17 protein-coding genes are annotated in these 19,667 nt (G+C 70.2%); 8 read left to right on the top strand and 9 right to left on the bottom strand.

The features are described 5' to 3' along the window. Nucleotides 1–76 precede the first annotated feature (76 nt). The 4 genes from C9F13_RS06365 (at nt 77) to C9F13_RS06350 (ending at nt 6,668) form a co-directional block, all read left to right on the top strand. The gene (locus C9F13_RS06365; RefSeq protein WP_108445406.1) at nt 77–1,597 is read left to right on the top strand and encodes a leucyl aminopeptidase; all 1,521 of its coding nucleotides are present in this window, start codon (nt 77–79) and stop codon (nt 1,595–1,597) included. Nucleotides 1,598–1,743: 146 nt separating this feature from the next. Further along, nucleotides 1,744–2,844: a branched-chain amino acid aminotransferase gene (locus C9F13_RS06360; protein WP_108445405.1), complete on the top strand. Its 1,101-nt coding sequence runs from the start codon at nt 1,744–1,746 to the stop codon at nt 2,842–2,844. Between the two features lie 278 nt (nt 2,845–3,122). Then, nucleotides 3,123–3,560 carry a DNA polymerase III subunit chi gene (locus tag C9F13_RS06355; protein WP_108445404.1) on the top strand — a complete coding sequence of 146 codons (438 nt, stop codon included), beginning with the start codon at nt 3,123–3,125 and terminating at the stop codon, nt 3,558–3,560. Nucleotides 3,561–3,821: 261 nt separating this feature from the next. Further along, complete coding sequence (locus tag C9F13_RS06350) at nt 3,822–6,668, top strand: valine--tRNA ligase (RefSeq protein ID WP_108445403.1); 2,847 nt, start codon at nt 3,822–3,824, stop codon at nt 6,666–6,668. Between the two features lie 80 nt (nt 6,669–6,748). On the opposite strand, the gene C9F13_RS06345 is transcribed toward C9F13_RS06350, so the two are convergent. Further along, entirely contained in the window at nt 6,749–8,218 is a 1,470-nt protein-coding gene (locus C9F13_RS06345; protein WP_108445402.1) for a DUF3360 family protein, read from the bottom strand. 170 nt (nt 8,219–8,388) lie between these two features. Continuing rightward, nucleotides 8,389–8,841 carry an META domain-containing protein gene (locus C9F13_RS06340; protein WP_108445401.1) on the bottom strand — a complete coding sequence of 151 codons (453 nt, stop codon included), beginning with the start codon at nt 8,839–8,841 and terminating at the stop codon, nt 8,389–8,391. A gap of 103 nt (nt 8,842–8,944) precedes the next feature. On the opposite strand from C9F13_RS06340, the gene C9F13_RS06335 reads away from it, so the two are divergent. Next, nucleotides 8,945–9,349, top strand: coding sequence for a DoxX family protein (locus C9F13_RS06335; RefSeq protein ID WP_108445400.1), 405 nt, complete (start codon nt 8,945–8,947; stop codon nt 9,347–9,349). A gap of 24 nt (nt 9,350–9,373) precedes the next feature. Here the strand turns inward: C9F13_RS06335 and C9F13_RS06330 are convergent, their stop codons facing one another. Continuing rightward, nucleotides 9,374–9,814: a VOC family protein gene (locus C9F13_RS06330; RefSeq protein ID WP_108445399.1), complete on the bottom strand. Its 441-nt coding sequence runs from the start codon at nt 9,812–9,814 to the stop codon at nt 9,374–9,376. A 17-nt stretch (nt 9,815–9,831) separates the two neighbouring features. After that, entirely contained in the window at nt 9,832–10,281 is a 450-nt protein-coding gene (locus tag C9F13_RS06325) for a DUF411 domain-containing protein (RefSeq protein WP_108445398.1), read from the bottom strand. A gap of 76 nt (nt 10,282–10,357) precedes the next feature. Here C9F13_RS06325 and C9F13_RS06320 point away from each other — a divergent pair, with 76 nt between their 5' ends. Together C9F13_RS06320 and C9F13_RS06315 are read left to right on the top strand one after the other, a co-directional pair. Beyond that, nucleotides 10,358–10,894 (top strand): DNA-3-methyladenine glycosylase I, encoded by a 537-nt coding sequence (locus C9F13_RS06320; protein WP_108445397.1) that lies wholly within the window; start codon nt 10,358–10,360, stop codon nt 10,892–10,894. 117 nt (nt 10,895–11,011) lie between these two features. Next, nucleotides 11,012–12,079, top strand: a complete 1,068-nt coding sequence (locus tag C9F13_RS06315) for a metal-dependent hydrolase (RefSeq protein WP_108445396.1) — start codon at nt 11,012–11,014, stop codon at nt 12,077–12,079. Between the two features lie 81 nt (nt 12,080–12,160). On the opposite strand, the gene C9F13_RS06310 is transcribed toward C9F13_RS06315, so the two are convergent. From C9F13_RS06310 to metE, 3 genes are all read right to left on the bottom strand, one after another. Continuing rightward, nucleotides 12,161–12,769, bottom strand: a complete 609-nt coding sequence (locus C9F13_RS06310) for an FMN-dependent NADH-azoreductase (RefSeq protein ID WP_108445395.1) — start codon at nt 12,767–12,769, stop codon at nt 12,161–12,163. Between the two features lie 120 nt (nt 12,770–12,889). After that, on the bottom strand, nt 12,890–13,645 hold the full coding sequence (locus C9F13_RS06305; RefSeq protein WP_108445394.1) for a COG3650 family protein: 756 nt from the start codon (nt 13,643–13,645) through the stop codon (nt 12,890–12,892). Nucleotides 13,646–13,796: 151 nt separating this feature from the next. Further along, nucleotides 13,797–16,103, bottom strand: a complete 2,307-nt coding sequence (metE, locus tag C9F13_RS06300; RefSeq protein ID WP_108445393.1) for a 5-methyltetrahydropteroyltriglutamate--homocysteine S-methyltransferase — start codon at nt 16,101–16,103, stop codon at nt 13,797–13,799. A gap of 103 nt (nt 16,104–16,206) precedes the next feature. Here metE and C9F13_RS06295 point away from each other — a divergent pair, with 103 nt between their 5' ends. Continuing rightward, entirely contained in the window at nt 16,207–17,121 is a 915-nt protein-coding gene (locus C9F13_RS06295; protein WP_108445392.1) for a LysR family transcriptional regulator, read from the top strand. Here the strand turns inward: C9F13_RS06295 and C9F13_RS06290 are convergent. Both C9F13_RS06290 and C9F13_RS06285 read right to left on the bottom strand, forming a co-directional pair. Continuing rightward, nucleotides 17,108–18,724, bottom strand: a complete 1,617-nt coding sequence (locus C9F13_RS06290; RefSeq protein ID WP_108445391.1) for an ATP-binding protein — start codon at nt 18,722–18,724, stop codon at nt 17,108–17,110. The genes C9F13_RS06295 and C9F13_RS06290 overlap by 14 nt on opposite strands. Before the next feature lie 3 nt (nt 18,725–18,727). Then, nucleotides 18,728–19,441 (bottom strand): winged helix-turn-helix domain-containing protein, encoded by a 714-nt coding sequence (locus C9F13_RS06285; protein ID WP_108445390.1) that lies wholly within the window; start codon nt 19,439–19,441, stop codon nt 18,728–18,730. Between the last annotated feature and the right edge of the window lie 226 nt (nt 19,442–19,667).

Here is a 19,667-nt window from a genome sequence, read left to right as displayed (position 1 = left end):
CTTGGGTACACTGGGATGACTCGGCAACGTGCCGGCATTATCCAGAATCCCCCTTCGCTTGTCTTGTGGAGACTCCATGGAATTCCCCGTTCAGACGGCCAATCCGGCCAAGGTCGAGACGGCCTGTCTCGTGGTCCCGGTATTCAAGGACGGTGAGCTGCTGCCCGCCGCCGCCAAGCTCGACAACGCCAGCGAACGGCTGATCGGCCAGCTGATCGAGCGCGGCGATTTCGAGGCCAAACTGGGCAATGTCCTGATGGTGCCCTTCGCCCCGGGGCTCAACACGGACCGGCTGATGCTGGTGGGACTGGGCGAGCGCGCCAAGTGCAATGAAGGCGCCTTCCGCAAGGCCGTGGACGCCGCCTTCACCGCCATCGCGCCGCTGCCCGCCGAGGACGTCGCCGTGGCCTTCGCCGACGTGCCGGTCGCCGACCGCGCCTGCGACTGGAAGGCCCGCATGGTGGCGGAGGCCGCCCATCGCGCCGTCTACCGCTTCGACGACTTCAAGTCCGAGAAGGCGCCCGCGCCGCGCCTGGAGAAGGTCACCCTGCTGATCAGCGAGCAGGGCGACGCCGACGCGGCCCGCCAGGGCGCGCGCATCGGCGACGCCATCGGCCAGGGCGTGGCGACCACCCGCACCCTGGGCAACCTGCCCGGCAACGTCTGCACGCCGAGCTACCTGGCCGAACGCGCCGAGCAGCTGGCCGCCGAGTCCGGCGGCGCGCTGACCGCCGAGATCCTCGACGAGGCGGCGCTGGAAGAGCTGGGCGCCCACAGCCTGCTCTCCGTGGGCCGCGGCAGCGAGCAGCCCTCGCGGCTGATCGTCATGAAGTACCAGGGCGCCGAGCAACCCGACGAGGCGCCCCACGTGCTGGTCGGCAAGGGCATCACCTTCGATACCGGCGGCATCTCGCTCAAGCCCGGCGAGGCCATGGACGAGATGAAGTTCGACATGTGCGGCGCCGCCAGCGTGTTCGGCACCGTCACCTCGGTGCTCGCCATCAAGCCCCGGATCAACCTGGTGGCCATCGTCGCCGCCGCCGAGAACATGCCCGACGGCCGCGCCACCAAGCCCGGCGACATCATCCAGACCCTAAAGGGCCTCTCCGTGGAGGTGCTCAACACCGACGCCGAGGGCCGCCTGGTGCTGTGCGACGCCCTGACCTACGCCGAGCGCTTCGAGCCGGCCAGCGTCGTCGACATCGCCACCCTGACCGGCGCGGCGATCATCGCCCTTGGGCATCACGCCACCGGCCTGCTCTCCAACGACGACGACCTGGCGCTGGATATCCTGGATGCCGGTGAGACCGCCTGGGACCGCGCCTGGCACCTGCCGCTGTGGGACGAGTACCAGGAGCAGCTCGCCTCCAACTTCGCCGACCTGGCGAACATCGGCGGCCGTCCGGCCGGCACCATCACCGCCGCCTGCTTCCTCTCGCGCTTCGCCGACAAGTTCCCCTGGGCGCACCTGGACATCGCCGGCACCGCCTGGACCTCGGGCAAGGAGAAGGGCGCCAGCGGACGTCCCGTCGGCCTGCTGACCCAGTACCTGCTGGACCGCGAGGCCGACAGCGAGGTCGAGGTCGCCGACGACTGATCGCCGCCGGCGGGGTTGCCTTTTCCCCACGCGGACCTTTTCATGTGGGATGACGATTCTCATGCACCGGGCCCTCGCCGGCCCGGTTCCCTTTTTCGTGTCGAGGGCGCCCGACGGCGCCCCGCCATAAGCGGAGACCCCTTGCCGTGTCCATCGAACGCTTTACCGTGCTGCCGACCGCCCAGCCCACCGCGCCACAGATCCGTGACGACATCCTGGCCAACCCCGGCTTCGGTCGCTACTTCACCGATCACATGGCCCATGTGCGCTGGACCCTCGACGCCGGCTGGCACGGCCACGAGGTGCGCCCCTACGGCCCGCTGACCCTGGATCCCGCCGCCGCCGTGCTGCACTACGGCCAGGAGATCTTCGAGGGGGTCAAGGCCTACCGCCACGCCGACGGCTCGGTGTGGACCTTCCGCCCCGAGAAGAACGCCGAGCGCTTCCGCCGCAGCGCGCGCCGCCTGGCGCTGCCGGAGCTCTCCGACGAGGACTTCGTCGACTCGCTGAAGGCGCTGCTGGCCCAGGATCAGGCGTGGGTGCCCACCCCCGCCAGCGAGGCCGACGAGTCGAGCCTCTACCTGCGCCCCTTCATGATCGCCAGCGAGACCTTCCTCGGCGTGCGCCCCTCCCACGAGGTCGACTACTACGTCATCGCCTCACCGGCGGCAGCCTACTTCCAGGGCGGCGTGAAGCCGGTCTCGATCTGGCTCTCCTCGCACTACAAGCGCGCCGCCGCGGGCGGTACCGGCTTCGCCAAGTGCGGCGGCAACTACGCCGCCTCGCTGGCCGCCCAGAAGGAGGCCGCGGCCCACGACTGCAGCCAGGTCGCCTTCCTCGACGCCGCCGAGAACAAGTGGATCGAGGAGCTCGGAGGCATGAACCTGTTCTTCGTCTTCAAGGACGGCCGCATCGTCACCCCGCGCCTCACCGACACCATCCTCGAGGGCGTGACCCGCGACTCGGTGCTGACCCTGGCCGGCGACGAGGGGCTGACCCCGGAGGAGCGGCCGATCAGCATCGACGAGTGGCGCGAGGGCGCCGCCTCCGGCGAGATCACCGAGGTCTTCGCCTGCGGCACCGCCGCGGTGATCACCCCGGTCGGCGAGCTGGTCACCGAGGAGGGCAGTATCCGGCTCGCCGCCGAGGGCGACAACGAGGTGGCCAAGCGCCTGCGCACCCGCCTGCTCGACCTGCAGTATGGCCGCAGCGAAGACACCCGCGGCTGGCTGACCCGCCTCGCCTGAGCCCTTTCCGGCCCCCGGCAAGACGGCCTTTGCCGGGGGCAAGATAGCTCCATTACCTTCCAAGACTCCGAGATAAAACGCCGACGAGCGAAGGCCAGACAAGGCAAAAATCGGCGACAAATCGGCAGGATAGCCGATTTGGGCAGCTCGGCTGCTCACCAAGCGAGCGACAGGGATGTCGCGAGTCAAAGAACGGAGTTTACGGGTTGTTAAATGAGTATCTTGAGCCGATTTTTAACGCCGTATGGCCGAGCGCAGTCCGTTTTAGACGGAGTCTCATGACCCGCATCGATTTCTATATCCTCCCCGACACCACCCTGGAGGCCCGCTTCGGCTTCGCCTGCCGGCTGACCGAGACGATCTACCGCAAGGGCTATCGGCTGCACCTGCACGCCGAGGACGAGGCCATGGCCCGCGAGCTCGACGACCGGCTCTGGACCTTCCGCCCCGACGCCTACCTGCCCCATGCGCTGCTCGGCAGCGACCAGGAGGCGACGGTGCCGGTGACCATCGGCTGGGAGGGCCCGCCGGAGCCGGGCGCCCAGGCGCTGCTCAACCTGCATCCGGGCATCCCGGAGTGGTTCTCGCGCTTCGAGCGGGTCGCCGAGATCATCAACCAGCACCAGGACGTGCTCACCGCCAAGCGCGAGTGCTGGCAGACCTACAAGAAGCGCGGCTACCCGGTCACCCCGCACCACCTGCGCGCTCAAGCCTGAGAGATAGCACGCCGGGGACAGGTCACAGAGGGAGTCCTACGCCAGGGATGACGTCGGTAGCGCCCAGGGAAGGGTTCACAGCGCCCCCGGAGGGCCGGCCCCGCTCGAAGACCTGTCGACGGAGTCCCGGCAGCCATGGCCCTCGCCCATGACGCCGGCCCGCCGGGCAGGCTATAATCGGGCCCATTTTTCGCGCCCTGCGGCGCCGCCATGACGCGGCCTGCCGTGCCTCGACGCCACCCTGAACACCCGGAAGCCCCCATGGACAAGACCTACCAACCCGAGCAGATCGAAACCCGCTGGTACGAGCGCTGGGAGGCCGACAACCGCTTCGCCCCCTCCGGAGAGGGCGAGCCCTTCTCCATCATGATCCCGCCGCCCAACGTCACCGGCAGCCTGCACATGGGCCACGCCTTCCAGGACACCATCATGGACACCCTGACCCGCTGGCGGCGGATGCAGGGGCGCAACACCCTGTGGCAGGTCGGCACCGACCACGCCGGCATCGCCACCCAGATGCTGGTGGAGCGCAAGGTCGCCGCGGAAGAGGGCAAGAGCCGCCACGACCTCGGGCGCGAGGCCTTCACCGACAAGATCTGGGAGTGGAAGCACGAATCCGGCGGCGAGATCACTCGCCAGCTGCGCCGCATGGGGGCCAGCGTCGACTGGAGCCGCGAACGCTTCACCATGGACGACGGCTTCTACAAGGCCGTGCAGGAAGTCTTCGTGCGCCTGCATGAAGAGAACCTCATCTACCGCGGCAAGCGGCTGGTCAACTGGGACCCCACCCTGCACACCGCGATCAGCGATCTCGAGGTCGAGAACCGCGACCAGCAGGGCAGCTTCTGGCACTTCCGCTACCCGCTGGCCGACGGCGTCACCACCGACGACGGCAAGGGCTACCTGGTGGTCGCCACCACCCGCCCCGAGACCCTGCTCGGCGACAGCGCCGTGGCGGTCAACCCCGAGGATCCGCGCTACGCCTCGCTGGTCGGCAAGTTCGTCGAACTGCCGCTGGTCGGGCGCCGCATCCCGGTGGTGGCCGACGAGCACGCCGACATGGAGAAGGGCTCGGGCTGCGTGAAGATCACCCCGGCCCACGACTTCAACGACTACGAGGTCGGCAAGCGTCAGGGCCTGCCGCTGATCAACGTCTTCACCCAGGACGCCGCGGTGCGCGAGACCGCCGAGGCGTTCGATCTCCAGGGCCGCCCGCTCGCCGACGTCGACCCGAGCCTGCCCGCCGCCTATGCCGGCCTCGGCCGCTTCGAGGCCCGCGAGCGCATCGTCGCCGACATGGACGCCGCCGGCCTGCTCGAGCAGGTGGAGACGGTCAGCAACACCCTGCCCTACGGCGACCGCAGTGGCGATGTCATCGAGCCGCTGCTCACCGATCAGTGGTTCGTCGCCGTGGAGGAGCTCGCCAAGCCCGCCATCGCCGCGGTGGAGAACGGCGACATCGAGTTCGTGCCGAAGAACTACGAGAACATGTACTTCGCCTGGATGCGCGACCTCCAGGACTGGTGCATCTCGCGCCAGCTCTGGTGGGGCCACCGCATCCCGGCCTGGTACGACGCCGAGGGCAACGTCTACGTGGCGAGAAGCGAGGCCGAGGCCCGCGAGAAGCACGGCCTGCCCGCCGATCTCGAACTGACCCAGGACGAGGACGTGCTCGACACCTGGTTCAGCTCCGGGCTCTGGACCTTCGGCACCCTGGGCTGGCCCGAGCAGACCGAGGAGCTCGCCACCTTCCACCCGACGAGCGTGCTGGTCACCGGCTTCGACATCATCTTCTTCTGGGTCGCCCGGATGATCATGATGACGCTCAAGTTCACCGGCGAGGTGCCCTTCAAGCAGGTCTACGTGCACGGCCTGGTGCGCGACGGCCAGGGCCAGAAGATGTCCAAGTCCAAGGGCAACGTGCTCGACCCCATCGACCTGATCGACGGCATCGCGCTGGAGACCCTGGTCGAGAAGCGCACCGGCAACATGATGCAGCCGCAGAAGGCCAAGGCGATCGCCAAGGCCACCCGCGCCGAGTTCCCCGAAGGCATCGAGCCCCACGGCACCGACGCCCTGCGCTTCACCTTCCTCTCCCAGGCCACCACCGGGCGCGATATCAAGTTCGACATGGGCCGCCTGGACGGCTACCGCAACTTCTGCAACAAGCTGTGGAACGCCTCGCGCTACGTGCTGATGAACGCCGAGGGCCAGGACACCGGCATCGACGGCGGCGAGGTCGAGTTGTCGCTGGCCGACCGCTGGATCGTCTCGCGCCTGCAGCAGACCCAGGCCCAGGTGACCCGGGCGATGGAGGAGTTCCGCTTCGACCACGCTTCCCAGGCGCTCTACGACTTCGTCTGGAACGAGTACTGCGACTGGTACCTGGAGCTCTCCAAGCCGGTGCTGTGGGACGAGGCCGCCAGTGACGCCGCCAAGCGCGGCACCCGCCGCACCCTGGTGCGCGTGCTCGAGGCGATCCTGCGCCTCGCCCACCCGATGATGCCCTTCATCTCCGAGGAGATCTGGCAGCGCGTCGCGCCGCTCGCCGGCACCCGCGCGGCGGACGGCGACTCGATCATGAACCAGCCCTGGCCGCTGGCCGACGAGGCGCTGGTCGACGAGGCGGCGACCCGCGACATCGAGTGGCTCAAGGGCGTGATCGTGGCGGTGCGCAACATCCGCGCCGAGATGAACATCGCCCCGGGCAAGCCGCTGGAGGCGCTGCTCACCAAGGGCGGGCCGGAGGACGCCGAGCGCCTGGCGGCCAACCGCCTGTTCCTCTCCAAGCTGGCCAAGCTCGAGCGCGTCGAGTGGCTCGACGACCCCGAGCAGGCGCCGCTCTCGGCGACCCAGCTGGTCGGCGAGATGGAGGTGCTGGTGCCGATGGCCGACCTGATCGACAAGGACACCGAGCTCGCGCGCCTGGCCAAGGAGATCGACAAGCAGGAGAAGCTGATCGGCGGCATCGAGAAGAAGCTCGGCAACGAGAGCTTCGTCGCCAAGGCGCCGGAAGCGGTGGTCGAGAAGGAGCGCGCCAAGCTCGCCGACTTCGAGGCCGCGCGCCGGCTGCTGGTCGAGCAGCGCGAGAAGATCGAAGCGCTCTGATCACCCGCGGGTCGTGATCCCGAACGGCAAAGGGGCCGGGCGCCAGGCGCCCGGCCCCTTCTGTTGCGCATCGCGAGGGCCTAGAGCCCGCGGAAGCTCTCCCACAGCGCCGGCACGCCCGGGAACATCCCGATGCCCGCCATCACCGTGCAGAGGACCGCGAACACCACGCCGGGGATGATCCAGCGCCCCATGTGGCCGAGCTCGCGGCCGCGCTCCTTGCAGCCGATCAGCCCCAGGTTGTCCAGCAGCACCGTCAGCGACCAGCCGAACACCGGATTGACCAGCGCCGAGGAGAAGATCACCACCGCCGCGGACTGGGTGGTCTTGCCCTTGCGGGTCATCTGCATGCCCGCCTCGAGCAGCGGCACGTAGACCCCGACCATCAGCGCCACGCTGAGCACCGGCTGCCACACCGCCAGGTCCATCGGGTAGCCCCAGAGGGCGGCGACGACGCACAGCAGGCCGGTCAGCACCGCCCCGGCGGGGATCGGGCGCCGGGCGATCGCCGCCGGCACGATGTAGGTGCCCCAGGAGGAGCTGATATTGCCACCGCCCAGCAGACTGCCGGCCACCTGGCGGGCCGAGGCGGTGACCATGGTGTCGTCCATGTTCATCACCACCCGGTCGGTCTTCGGCGGGTAGTTGAGCTGCTGGAAGACCCGGTGGCCGACGAAGTCCGGCGACCACATGGCCACCGCCAGCACCGCGAAGGGCGCCACGGCGACGAAGTGGTGGAACGACGGCAGGCCGAGCTGCCAGCCGGTGTCCTCGCCCCACCAGTAGAGCGGGTTGAGGGTGGGGATGCCCGGTTCGGTAGTGAACTCGAAGGGCGCGCCCATCGCGAAGGAGAGCGCGCCGGCCAGCAGGGCGCCCAGCGGGATCGCCAGCCAGCGCATCTGGACGTGCTCCAGGTAGGCGTACATGAGGATCGTGGCGATGATCACCACGAACGCCAGGTGGGCCATGTCGAAGCTCTCGGCCCAGGCGAACAGGCTCTCGATCTGGCCGCTGATGCCGATGAAGCCGAGGTAGAGCAGCAGGCCGCCGCACACCCCGTTACCGGTCAGCCGGGCCAGCAGGCTGCCGCCCTTGCTGATGCCCAGCAGGAAGCCCAGGGCGCCGATCATCAGCCCCAGCGCCATGGGGTGGCCGCCCGAGGCGACGATCAGCGGCACCAGCGGGATCAGCGGGCCGTGGGTGCCGGCCAGGTTGCTGGTCGGGTTGAGGAAGCCCGAGACCAGCACCACGAACAGCAGCGCGGCGATCAGCATCTCGTAGCGGACGTTCTCGATGACGAAGTCGTCGGAGAGCCCGAGCTGGCCGGCGAAGGCCGCGACGATGGCGGCGACCATCACGATCTTGCCGATGGTGGCCGCCATGGCCGGCACCCAGTCCTCGAGTTCGAAGCGGTAGTCCCGGCCGGGCAGGTTAGGTCGCCAGCGCCGGGGCGCCATGCTCTGCAGCTCGTGCTCCAGGTACTCCGCCCGGGAGGCGAAGGCCGAGCGCGGCCGGCGGCGGTGGCGATAGTCGTCGTGGGAGTCGGTCATGGGCTCACTTGTGGGAAGGACGGAGTGGGAAAAAAAGCTCGCCCACTCTAGGGAGGCCCGACCCGAGCCACAATCTGACATTTGGCTAATATAATGGGGCGCCCGGTCCGTGGCAGGCGGCGTCCCGTCACCGCTCCGTCACGCCCCGCCGACGCGCTCAGTCGACGCGCTCAGTCGACGCGCAGGAAGCCCCCCAGCACCCGCTGGTCGGGACCGAAGAACACCAGCCGGTCGTGATCGATCAGGTAGCGGTAGGCGTTCTCCAGCATGCCGGTTACCCGTGCCGCGTCCTCGGCCCGGGGACAGGCGCGCCGGGTGGTGGCGAGCTCGGTGAAGGCGATGCGCTGGTTGTCGCCCAGCGCCGCCTGGCCGGTCAGCCGGTTGCAGCCGTCGCTGCCGCTCACCCGCCCCTCGCCGTCGATCACGAAGTAGGGGCGCGTCGGCATGTCGAGGCGCTCGCTGGTGCCCACCAGCAGCAGGTTCCAGCGCTGGTCGACCACCGGCCCCTCGAGGCGAGCCGAGGGCTCGTCGACGACGCGGGGCGCCGGCCCGCCCTGGCAGGCGGCGAGCAGCAGGGCGCCGGCGGCCAGCAGGGCGGTGTTGCGTAAGATTTTGATCATCATGGTATCTTCCTTGAGGCGCGGGGCAGTGGTCCGGCGCCAAGCTTGCCCCAAACCGACCTTTCGGACAATGCTGAGACCATCGCCATCGACAAGGACGCCCCACATGCTCAAAGCGCTTCACAATGACGCCCTCGGCAAGCTGATCCTGCGCCTCGCCGTGGGCGGACTGATGCTCTTCCACGGCGTGGCCAAGCTGCTCAACCCGGGCAGCCTCGACTGGATCGGCGGCATGCTCCAGGGCTACGGCCTGCCCTCCTTCCTGGCCTACGGGGTGCTGATCGGCGAGGTGCTCGCGCCGATCATGGCCATCCTGGGCTGGCAGAGCCGCCTTGCCGGGCTGCTGATGGCCGGCAACATGCTGGTGGCCTTCCTGCTCGTGCACACCGGCGAGGTGTTCATGCTCAACGACAACGGCGGCTGGCAGCTTGAGCTGCAGGGCATGTTCTTCCTCTCTGCCCTGGCGCTGGTCTTCCTAGGCAGCGGACGCATGGCCTGGCGGCCGGACTGATCGAGCGCCCGGCCGCCGCGGCCCTCACCAGGTGCCGGTATTCTCCATGGAGGCCCAGGGCTCCCTGGGCGGCTGCGCCTCGCCGGCCTGCAGCAGCTCCACCGAGATGCCGTCGGGGCTTCTGACGAAGGCCATGTGGCCGTCCCGCGGCGGGCGATTGATGGTCACGCCGTTGGCCTGGAGGTGCTCGCAGAGGGCGTAGATGTCGTCCACCCGGTAGGCCAGGTGGCCGAAGTTGCGCCCGCCGGTGTACTCCTCTGGGTCCCAGTTCCAGGTGAGCTCGAGCTCGGGGGCCTGGAGCTCGGCCGAGCGCGCCTCGTCCTGGGGCGCGGCGAGGAAGACCAGGGTGAAGCGCCCCTTCTCGTTCTCCTTGCGGCGCACCTCCTTGAGGCCCAGCAGGTCGCAGTAGAAGTGCAGCGAGGCGTCGAGGTCGCTGACGCGAACCATGGTGTGCAGGTACTGCATGGGGAACTCCTGTCGCTTCAGTCGTGGGTGTATTCGGCGAAGACCGACGGCGTGCGGTCGTCATGGCGCCAGCCCAGCACGGCGTAGTCGTCGTGGCGTCCGGTCTCCATACCGGGGGAGCCGTGGGGCATGCCCGGCACCGCCAGGCCCGCCAGGTCGGGGCGCTCGTCGAGCAGGCGGCGCACGTCGGCCGCCGGCACGTGGCCCTCGATCACATAGCCGTCGACCACCGCCGTGTGGCAGGAGGCGAGCCCCGGGGTCAGGCCGTGCTCGATCTTTACCGCGCGCATGTCGCGGGTCTCGTGCTGTCGCACCTCGAACCCCGCCGCCTCCATGTGCTCGGCCCAGGCCGTGCAGCAGCCGCAGTTGGGATCCTTGTGCATCTCCACCAGGGGCGCCTCGGCCCAGGCGGGGCTGGCGGCGGTCAGCAGGGCGCCGGCGAGGATCAGGCGGTGCAGTGGTGTCATGACGGGCACTCCAAGGGTTAAGGTGTCGTCGATTGTCGGGCATCTCCCGGCTCCTCTGCCACCCCGGAGCGACAGCATGAGCCACTACTGCGACCTGGCCCCCGGCCATCCGTTCCACGGCCCCTACCACGACCGCGAATACGGCTTCCCGGTCGGCGACGACGCCACCCTCTTCGAGCGCCTGGTGCTGGAGATCAACCAGGCGGGACTCTCCTGGCTCACCGTGCTGAAGAAGCGCGCGGCCTTCCAGGCCGCCTTCGAGGGCTTCGACATCGATCGGGTCGCGGCCTACGGCGAGACCGACCGCGCAAGGCTGCTGGCGGATGCCGGGATCATCCGCAACCGGCTCAAGGTCGACGCGGCGATCCACAATGCCGGCGTGATCCAGGCGCTGCGCGCCGAGCACGGCAGCTTCCAGGCGTGGCTGGAGCACCATCACCCGCTCGCCCATGGCGACTGGGTGCGCCTGTTCAAGCGCACCTTCCGCTTTACCGGGCCGGAGATCGTCGGCGAGTTCCTGATGAGCAGCGGCTACCTGCCCGGCGCCCACCGCGACGACTGCCCGGTGCAGGCACGTATCCTCGCCGCCGGCCCGGCCTGGGCAAGTAGCTAAGCCGTGGTCTCGGAGCGAGGCCTGTCTCCGGTAAACCGCCGAGCCCTGCTCCTACCCGCAACGGCCCATGATCATGGCATCATGGCCGGGCACTCTCCTTAGAAGGAAAGCCCACCGATGGATTCGATGACCCAGGCCGCGCTGGGCGCGGCGATCGGCGGCGCGGTACTCGGCCGGCGGCTGGGCCGGAAGGCGGTGCTGATCGGCGCGGTGCTCGGCACCCTGCCCGACCTGGACGTGATCATCGACTACGGCGACGCCGTGGCCAACGTCACCCGGCACCGCGGCTTCTCCCACTCGCTGTTCGTGCTGGCGGGGCTCGCCGCGGTCCTGACGCTGCTGTCGGCGCGCCTGGCGAAGCACCGAGACATCTCGCCGGCACGCTGGGGCGCCTTCTTCGCACTGATCCTGCTGACCCACCCGCTGCTCGACGCCCTGACCACCTACGGCACCCAGCTCTGGTGGCCGCTGGAGGTGCGGCCCGCGGCCTGGCCCCACGTCTTCATCATCGACCCGCTCTACACCCTGCCGCTGCTGGGCGGCATCGCCGTGGCGCTGGTCACCGGCCGGGCGGCGCGTCCCGCGACCTGGGGCCTCGCCCTCGCCTGCGCCTACCTGGTGCTCGCCATGGGCGCCCGGCAGCTGGTCGAGGCGCGCATCGAACCGGTGCTGGCCGAGCGGGGGCTCGAGCAGGCCCCGCGGCTGGTCCAGCCCACCCCCTTCAACATCCTGCTGTGGCGCGTCACCGTGGTCGACGGCGCGCGCTACCACGAGGCCCTGGTGGGCGTCTTCGACGGCGACAGCGCCCCGCTGCTCGAGACCTACGCCCGCGGCGCCGAGCTGGAGGCCGAGGCGCTCGAGAGCCGCCGCGGCCGGCGGCTCGACTGGTTCGCCGGTCCCTTCCTGCGCTATGAGACGCGCGACCATGGCGGCCGCGACACCCTGGTGGCCACCGACCTGCGCCTCGGCTTCCCGGGCTTCCACCCCTTCGCCTTCACCCTGGCGACCCGCGAGGGCGACGCCTGGCGGCCGGTGGCGGTCTCCGAGCAGCTCGCCTCCCCCGGGCGCAACCGCCGCGAGGCGCTGACGCGGCTCGGCGAGCGCCTGTTGAGCCCGCAGCCGCGGCTCTGCACCAGCGACTTCGTCGCCCGCCAGTGGTGGATCGGCGCGCCCGGCACCTGTTGAGGGATCGCGGTGCCGGGCCCCAGAACGCGAACGGGGTGGCCGATGCCACCCCGTGCGCGTTTTCGGTCACTGCCTGAACAATCAGAGGCGCTCCACCAGCCCCGCGATGGCCTGCTTCGCCTCGGTGAGCGCCGCCTCGCGGTGCGCCTCGCCCATGGCGAGCCCCTCGGCGAAGACCACGTCCACCTCGGTGATGCCGATCAGCCCCAGCATGCCCTTGAGGTGCGGCGTCTGGCTGTCCATTGCCGTGCCGGCGTACTGGCCGCCCCGGGCCGTCAGGATCACCGCCCGCTTGCCCTCGACCAGGCCCTCGGGGCCATTCTCGGTATAGCGGAAGGTCTCGCCGGCGCGCAGCACGCGGTCGAACCACGCCTTGAGCTGGGAGGGCACGCCGAGGTTGTACATCGGCACCGCCAGCACCACGACATCGTGCTCCTTGAGCTCGCGGATCAGGTCGTCGGAGCGCGCGGCCAGGGCGCGCTGCTCGTCCGAGCGCTCGTCGGCCGGCGCCTGCCAGCTGGCGAGCTCCGGCTGGGTCAGGTGCGGCAGCTCCTCGGCCACCAGGTCACGCACGGTGAGCGTGAGACCGTCGCGGGCGGCGGCCTCGTGGCGGAAGTGCTCGGCCAGGGCGTTGGACTGGCCATGCTCGCCGAGGATGGACGAGGTGAGGATGAGGGCACGGGTGGTCATGGCGATCTCCTGAGCGTCAGCGGATGATGGAGCCATTCTACGTGCACTAAATGCAACGAAAAGCGCAAAGATCCGCCGGTTTCTTTCGATAAAAACGAAAGAAACCTCCCGCTCACCTCCTCAGGGCGCGATGCCCTGGCCGCAGCCCCGGTAGACCTCGTCGTTCAGGGCCAGGGTCACCCGGGCCGGCCAGGGCCGGCCGCTCATGGTGTCGAAGCAGGCCTTTGCCTCGATGCGCAGGGTGAAGGGGCGCGCCGCCTGGCCGCTAGCCAGGATCACCCGCCCGGCCTCGTTGTCCAGGGTGGTCACCCGGTAGGGCAGGGTCACCTCCCGGCGACCGTAGTCCAGGGTCATGGTCAGCTCCGGGACGTCGTTGGCGAGTTCCACGTGCCAGCCCGGCTCGTTGCCCTGGCCGTGGAACATCACCCCGGGGTGCTCCTGGCGGGTCAGGGCGTCGTTGGTGACGTCGACCCGGCAGTCGAGCCGGCCGCGCTGGCTCTCGACCAGCGCCTCGCGGCCCTTGTTCCAGAAGCTCAGGTCGCCCTGCTGGTAGCGGGCGCCGCTGGCCACCACGGCGGGGTCGAGGCGCGTGCCGCCCTGGGCGGACCAGAGCCGCAGCTCCTCCTCGGTGGCGGCGGTGACCAGGTCCTGGGCCGGCGTGCAGCGCCAGGCGGTCAGCTTGTCGGCCTGGCCGGGAAACAGCGTCGAGGGCAGCAACGGCGCCTTGGCCGTGGCCTCGCCCTGGGCCGTGTCGGCTGCCTCCGGGGAGGACGGCGCCGGCTCGGGCGCCGGCGCGCTCACGACGGTGACGCAGCCGGACAGCCCCAGGGCCAGCAGCAGCGGCAGGGCGAGACGAAGGGGGACATGGCGGGACATGGCAGGGCTCCTTGGCAGACGATTCCTTGACGTGCGCTTACCTGGCGTGCGCTTTCGTTACCGCAGGATACCAGCCGCCGGACGGCTTGGCGCCGCCCGGCGTCAACCACCGCCATGAGCCACTCGCGGCTGCCGGCTTGCAGGGCGGATCTCAGCCGTGGCGCTGACGCAGCACCCGCGCCGCCTCCACCATGTTGGCGAGCGCCGGCTCCACCTCGGCCCAGCCGCGGGTCTTGAGGCCGCAGTCCGGGTTCACCCAGAGCCGCTCGACCGGGATGCGCTCGGCGGCCTGCTCCATCAGCGCCACCATCCAGTCCACCTCGGGGATGTTCGGCGAGTGGATGTCGTAGACGCCGGGCCCGATGGCGTTGGGGTAGGCGAAGTCCTGGAAGGCGTCGAGCAGCTCCATGTCCGAGCGCGAGGTCTCGATGGTGATGACGTCGGCGTCCAGGGCCGCGATGGCGGCGATGATGTCGTTGAACTCCGCGTAGCACATGTGGGTGTGGATCTGGGTCTCGTCGCGCACCCCCGCCGAGGCCAGCCGGAAGCACTCCACGGCCCAGTCGAGGTAGCCCTGCCACTCGGCCTGGCGCAGCGGCAGCCCCTCGCGCAGCGCCGGCTCGTCGATCTGGATGGCGCGGATGCCCGCCGCCTCGAGGTCGAGCACCTCGTCGCGCAGCGCCAGGGCGATCTGCCGGCAGGTGGTCTCGCGGGGCTGGTCGTCGCGCACGAACGACCACTGCAGCACGGTGACGGGGCCGGTGAGCATGCCCTTCATCGGCCGCTCGGTGAGCGACTGGGCGTACTCGCTCCAGCGCACCGTCATGGCCGCCGGGCGCACCACGTCGCCGAACAGGATCGGCGGCTTGACGCAGCGCGTGCCGTAGCTCTGCACCCAGCCGAAGCGGGTGAAGGCGAAGCCGTCGAGCTGCTCGCCGAAGTACTCGACCATGTCGTTGCGCTCCGGCTCGCCGTGCACCGGCATGTCGATGCCGAGCGCCTCCTGGCGCGCCACGGCCCGGGCGATCTCCTCGCGCATCTGCGCCTCGTAGGCCTCCCGGGAGAGATCGCCGGCCTTGAAGGCGCGCCGCGCGGCGCGAATCTCGCCGGTCTGGGGGAAGGAGCCGATGGTGGTGGTGGGGAACAGTGGCAGGGCGAGGTGGCGCTGCTGGGCCAGGGCGCGCTCGGCGTAGGGGCGTCGGCGCCGGGCATCGTCGTCGCTGACGCCGGCCAGCCGCTTGGCCACCTCGGGGCGATGCAGGCGCTCGGCCTCGCGACGCGCCTCGAGGGCGCGGCTGGCGGCCTCCACGCGCTCGCGGTCGGCGGCGTCGGCGCGACCGTCGAGCAGGCGAGCCAGGGTCGCGACCTCGTCGAGCTTCTGGCGGGCGAAGGCCAGCCAGCGCTTGAGGTCGGGATCCAGGGCGGTCTCCGCCGCGAGGTCCACCGGCACGTGCAGCAGCGAGCAGCTGGTGGCGATCCACAGCCGCTCGCCCAGGCGCATGCGCGCCACGGCCAGGCGCTCGCGCCACAGCGCCAGGTCGGCCCGCCAGACGTTGCGTCCGTCGATCGCCCCCACCGAGAGCACCTTGTGGGGCAGCAGGCGGTCGAGCACCGCATCAAGCTCCCCCGGGGCGCGCACCGCGTCGATGTGCAGGCCGGCCACCGGCAGGCTCATCGCCAGGGAGAGGTTGTCGCCGAGGCCGCCGAAGGGGCTGGCCAGCAGCAGCCTGACCGGGGCGGCCTGCAGGCGGTGATAGGCGCGCTCATAGGCCTGGCGCCAGGCAAGCGGCAGGTCCTGCACCAGCGCCGACTCGTCGAGCTGCACCCACTCGACGCCCTGCCCGCCCAGCCGCTCGAGGATCTCGACATAGACGTCGAGCAGGCCGTCGAGCAGGTCGAGGCGATCGAAGTCCTCGGGCACGTCGCCGCGCCCCTTGCCGAGCCACAGCCAGGTCAGCGGGCCGGTCAGCGCCACCTTGACCGCGTGGCCGGCGCCGCGCGCCTCCTCCACCTGGTCGAACAGCCGGGCGCTGGCGAGCCGGAAGCGCTGGCCGGGATGCAGCTCCGGGACCAGGTAGTGGTAGTTGGTATCGAAGTACTTGGTCATCTCGCAGGCCGCGGCCGGCGCGCCGCTGGGGGCGCGGCCCCGGGCCATGCGAAAGGCGGTGTCGAGGTCCACTTCGCCGCGGGCCAGCTCCTCGTCGGCTCCGAAGCGGGCCGGCACCGCGCCGACCATCACCGACACGTCGAGCACCTGGTCGTAGAAGGCGAAGTCGCCCACGGTCACCAAGTCGAGGCCGGCCTCGCGCTGGGCCGCCCAGTTGGCCAGGCGCAGCTCCCGGCCGGTGGCCTCCAGGGCCTGCCGGTCCAGGCTGCCCTGCCAGTAGGCCTCGGTGGCACGCTTCAGTTCACGGTCCGCGCCGATGCGCGGATAGCCGATAACATGAGCCATCGTCATGATGACATCCTTTTTTCATGAATGATGCTGGGGAGTCTCGCTGGCCATGGAGGGTGAATCAAACTAAACTTTCACATCTTAAAGATGAATCAGGCTCACTCCCATGCTCGAACTTCGCCATCTGCGCACCCTGGTCGCCCTGCGCGATGCCGGCTCACTGGTGGAGGCGGCCGAACGCGTGCACCTGACCCAGTCGGCCCTCTCCCACCAGATCAAGGACCTGGAGGAGCGCCTGGGCAGCCCGCTGTTCCTGCGCAAGACCCGGCCGGTGGAGTTCACCCGTGCCGGCCTGCGGCTGTTGACCCTGGCCGAGCAGGTGCTGCCGCAGGTGCGCATGGCCGAACGCGACCTGGCGCGGCTAGCCGGCAACGAGCAGGGGCGGCTGCACATGGCCATCGAGTGCCACAGCTGCTTCCAGTGGCTGATGCCCACCGTGGACCACTTCCGCGACCACTGGCCGGAGGTGGAGATCGACATCCCCGGCGGCCACCACTTCGACCCGCTGCCGGCGCTGGCCCGCGAGCAGCTCGATCTGGTGATCACCGCCGACCCCCAGCCGCTGCCGGGGGTGCACTACGAGCCGCTTTTCCGCTACGAGGGGCTTTTGGCGGTGGCGCGCCAGCACCCGCTGGCGAGCAAGCCCTTCGTCACCCCCGAGGAGCTCGGCGAGGAGACCCTGATCACCTACCCGGTGGAGCACTCGCGCCTGGACGTCTTCACCCAGTTCCTCGACCCCGCTGGGGTGCGCCCCAAGGAGGTGCGCACCGCCGAGCTCACCATCATGATGATGCAGCTGGTCGCCAGCGGGCGCGGCGTCTGCGCGCTGCCCAACTGGGCGCTGACCGAGTACCTGGAGCGCGACTACGTCAAGGCCGTGGCGCTGGGCGAGAAGGGGATATGGAGCACGCTGTTCGCGGCGATCCGCGAGGAGACCCGCGGCGCGCCCTGGATGGAGGACTTCCTGCGCACCGCCCGGGAGACGTCGTTTGCGGTGCTGGAGGGGATCAGGCCGGCGTAGGGGCGCGGCGCGGCAGCAGCAGGGTGAAGCGCGCGCCGCCCAGTTCGGCGCTGGCATCCAGCACCACGCTGCCGCCGTGCCAGGCCATGACCTTCTGCACGATGGAGAGCCCGAGGCCATAGCCGCCGGAGCGGCGGGTGCGGCTGTCGTCGAGGCGGGCGAAGGGCTTGAAGACTTCGGAGCGTTGCGCGGCGGGGATGCCCGGGCCATCGTCCTCCACGTCCAGGCGCACCAGCCGCGGCTCGCCCTGCAGGCGGATCACCACCCGGCTGCGGGCGTGGCGACAGGCGTTGGCCACCAGGTTCTGCAGGGCGCGCTGCAGGTAGCGGGGCTCGGCCTGGACTTCCACCTCCGACCCCTCGACCAGCTCGATGCGGATGGCGCCGTGCAGCGGCCGCAGGGCCTCGATGACGCGCTCGGCCATGGCGCGACAGTCGACCAGCGAGGTCTCGAGCTCGCCGCCGTTGGCGGTCTCGCTGCCCAGCCGGGCATAGGTGAGGATCTCGTCGATCAGCTCGTCGAGTTCGGCGATGTCGCCGTCGACGCCCTTGAGCTGGCGGCGGATCGCCGGGTCATCGGTCATGTCCTCGACCATCTGCACCGCGAAGCGAATGCGCGCCACCGGGGTGCGCAGCTCGTGGGAGACGGCGCGGATCATGTCCTGCTGGGCGCGCAGCAGCGACTGCACCTGGGCCGCCATGCCGTTGAAGGCCATGCCCAGCCGCCCCAGGAAGTCGCCGCTCTCGACCTTGACCCGGGTATCCAGGCGGCCGCCGGCGATGCGCGTGGCGGCGAGCTCGAGGCGCGCCATGCGGGCCTCAACGCCGCGCACGATCAGGTAGATGATCGCCGCCAGCACGCTGAGCAGCAGCATCAGCAGCGTCAGCTGCAGCGGCAGGGGCAGCGGCTCGAAGGCCTTCACCGGGCCGATGGCCAGCCAGCTCGCCCGGGGCCCGTCGCTGGGCAGCAGGCGGTACATCGCCATGGAGAGGCGCCCCGGGATCAGGCGGATGACCACCTCGCCGTCCGCCAGGCGCACCAGCTGCCGGGTATCCAGCCCCTCGGGGGCGGTGACCAGAAGCTCCAGGGGCACGGCGTCGCCGGCCATGCGCTCGAGCTGCGCCTGGCGATCGGCGGCCGGCACCCGGGCGAGCCACTCGGCGAAGAGCTCGGTGAGCCCGCGCAGCTGCTGCTCGCTGATGGTCGCCACGTCCACCTCGAGCAGCTGCTGCTGGTCGTCCAGCAGGTGCCAGAGCCGCCAGCCGTGGTCCTTGCGGGGGATCACCAGCACGCGCCCCGAGCGCAGGCGGGTCCGCGAGAAGTAGTTGAGGGCCCGGGCCTCGACCGGCACCACCCGCAGGGTCATGTCGAGCTGCTCGGAGCGCTCCAGCAGCCACGCCTCGCGCCGCGCCTCGGGCAGCGACTCGACCCAGCGGCTCAGCACGCGCATCGGCGGCTCGACCAGCTGCTCACGATAGTGCTCGCGGCGCACCTGGTCGACCAGGGCCAGGCCCAGCAGGGCCAGGCCGAAGGTCAGCAGCAGCGCCAGGGCCAGCAGCACATAGACGCGCAGGAAGGTGCTGTCGGCCAGCCTCCGCCGCATGGGTCAGCCATCCCTGACGAAGAGGTAGCCCTTGCTGCGTACCGTCTTGATGCGGTGCGGCTGGTTGGGGTCGTCGCCGATCTTGGGGCGAATGCGCGAGACGCGCACGTCGATGGAGCGGTCCTGGCCGTCGTAGCGGATGCCGCGCAGGCGATCGAAGATCTCCTCGCGGGTCAGCACCCGGCCGGCGTTGCTGGCCAGCAGCCACAGCAGGTCGAACTCGGCGCTGGTCAGGTCGATGCGCTCGCCGTCGAGCCAGGCCTCGCGGGTCGCGTTGTCGATCACCAGGTCGCTGAAGGTCAGCCGCGTCTCCTCGCCGGCGGCCCCGGGCTCGGCGCGGCGCAGCAGGGCGCGCATGCGCGCCAGCAGCACCCGCGGCTGCACCGGCTTGGGCACGTAGTCATCGGCGCCCATCTCGAGGCCCAGCACCTGGTCCATGTCGTCGGTGCGGGCGGTGAGCATCATGATCGGGCCGGCGTAATCGCCGCGCACCCGGCGACAGATCGACAGGCCATCCTCGCCGGGCAGCATCAGGTCGAGGATCACCAGGTCCGGCTGCAGGGAAAGGATCCGCTCGACGCCGCGGGCGCCGTCGGCCTCGACCGTGACCTGGAAGCCGTTGGCCTCCAGATAGTCGCGGGTCAGCTCGGCCAATCGTTCGTCGTCCTCGATGATCAGCACGTGATCCAGTTCCTGGGCTTGCAAGCTGTCGTCCATCCTCTGTTCCATCCTGGCGCGCAGGTGAGCGGGGCGGGCTCCCGGGGCGGAGCCGACGCCTTTGCCTGAAGGATACCCGAAAACCGGAGCCTCGCCTTCCCGTCGCCACCTGGCGACAGGGGGCGTCGCCGGGCCCAACCACGGGGCCTGGCGAGAGGCCCGATTCTACCCCACGGAAGGTCACAGCCCATCCACAGGTTATCCACTTGATGAAGCCGAGAAAGCA

The sequence above is a fragment of the Halomonas denitrificans genome, from assembly GCF_003056305.1.
GTDB lineage: Bacteria > Pseudomonadota > Gammaproteobacteria > Pseudomonadales > Halomonadaceae > Halomonas > Halomonas denitrificans.
The sequence above is the reverse complement of the archived record's forward strand: the minus strand, read 5'-3'. Positions and strand labels throughout refer to the sequence as shown.

Excerpts from the sequence above, each read along its gene's own strand:
- C9F13_RS06365 (WP_108445406.1), top strand. The coding sequence starts at position 77 with ATGGAATTCCCCGTTCAGACGGCCAATCCGGCCAAGGTCGAGACGGCC.
- C9F13_RS06355 (WP_108445404.1), top strand. The coding sequence starts at position 3,123 with ATGACCCGCATCGATTTCTATATCCTCCCCGACACCACCCTGGAGGCC.
- C9F13_RS06350 (WP_108445403.1), top strand. The coding sequence starts at position 3,822 with ATGGACAAGACCTACCAACCCGAGCAGATCGAAACCCGCTGGTACGAG.
- C9F13_RS06345 (WP_108445402.1), bottom strand. The coding sequence starts at position 8,218 with ATGACCGACTCCCACGACGACTATCGCCACCGCCGCCGGCCGCGCTCG.
- C9F13_RS06340 (WP_108445401.1), bottom strand. The coding sequence starts at position 8,841 with ATGATGATCAAAATCTTACGCAACACCGCCCTGCTGGCCGCCGGCGCC.
- C9F13_RS06335 (WP_108445400.1), top strand. The coding sequence starts at position 8,945 with ATGCTCAAAGCGCTTCACAATGACGCCCTCGGCAAGCTGATCCTGCGC.
- C9F13_RS06330 (WP_108445399.1), bottom strand. The coding sequence starts at position 9,814 with ATGCAGTACCTGCACACCATGGTTCGCGTCAGCGACCTCGACGCCTCG.
- C9F13_RS06325 (WP_108445398.1), bottom strand. The coding sequence starts at position 10,281 with ATGACACCACTGCACCGCCTGATCCTCGCCGGCGCCCTGCTGACCGCC.
- C9F13_RS06320 (WP_108445397.1), top strand. The coding sequence starts at position 10,358 with ATGAGCCACTACTGCGACCTGGCCCCCGGCCATCCGTTCCACGGCCCC.
- C9F13_RS06315 (WP_108445396.1), top strand. The coding sequence starts at position 11,012 with ATGGATTCGATGACCCAGGCCGCGCTGGGCGCGGCGATCGGCGGCGCG.
- C9F13_RS06310 (WP_108445395.1), bottom strand. The coding sequence starts at position 12,769 with ATGACCACCCGTGCCCTCATCCTCACCTCGTCCATCCTCGGCGAGCAT.
- C9F13_RS06305 (WP_108445394.1), bottom strand. The coding sequence starts at position 13,645 with ATGTCCCGCCATGTCCCCCTTCGTCTCGCCCTGCCGCTGCTGCTGGCC.
- metE (WP_108445393.1), bottom strand. The coding sequence starts at position 16,103 with ATGACGATGGCTCATGTTATCGGCTATCCGCGCATCGGCGCGGACCGT.
- C9F13_RS06295 (WP_108445392.1), top strand. The coding sequence starts at position 16,207 with ATGCTCGAACTTCGCCATCTGCGCACCCTGGTCGCCCTGCGCGATGCC.
- C9F13_RS06290 (WP_108445391.1), bottom strand. The coding sequence starts at position 18,724 with ATGCGGCGGAGGCTGGCCGACAGCACCTTCCTGCGCGTCTATGTGCTG.
- C9F13_RS06285 (WP_108445390.1), bottom strand. The coding sequence starts at position 19,441 with ATGGACGACAGCTTGCAAGCCCAGGAACTGGATCACGTGCTGATCATC.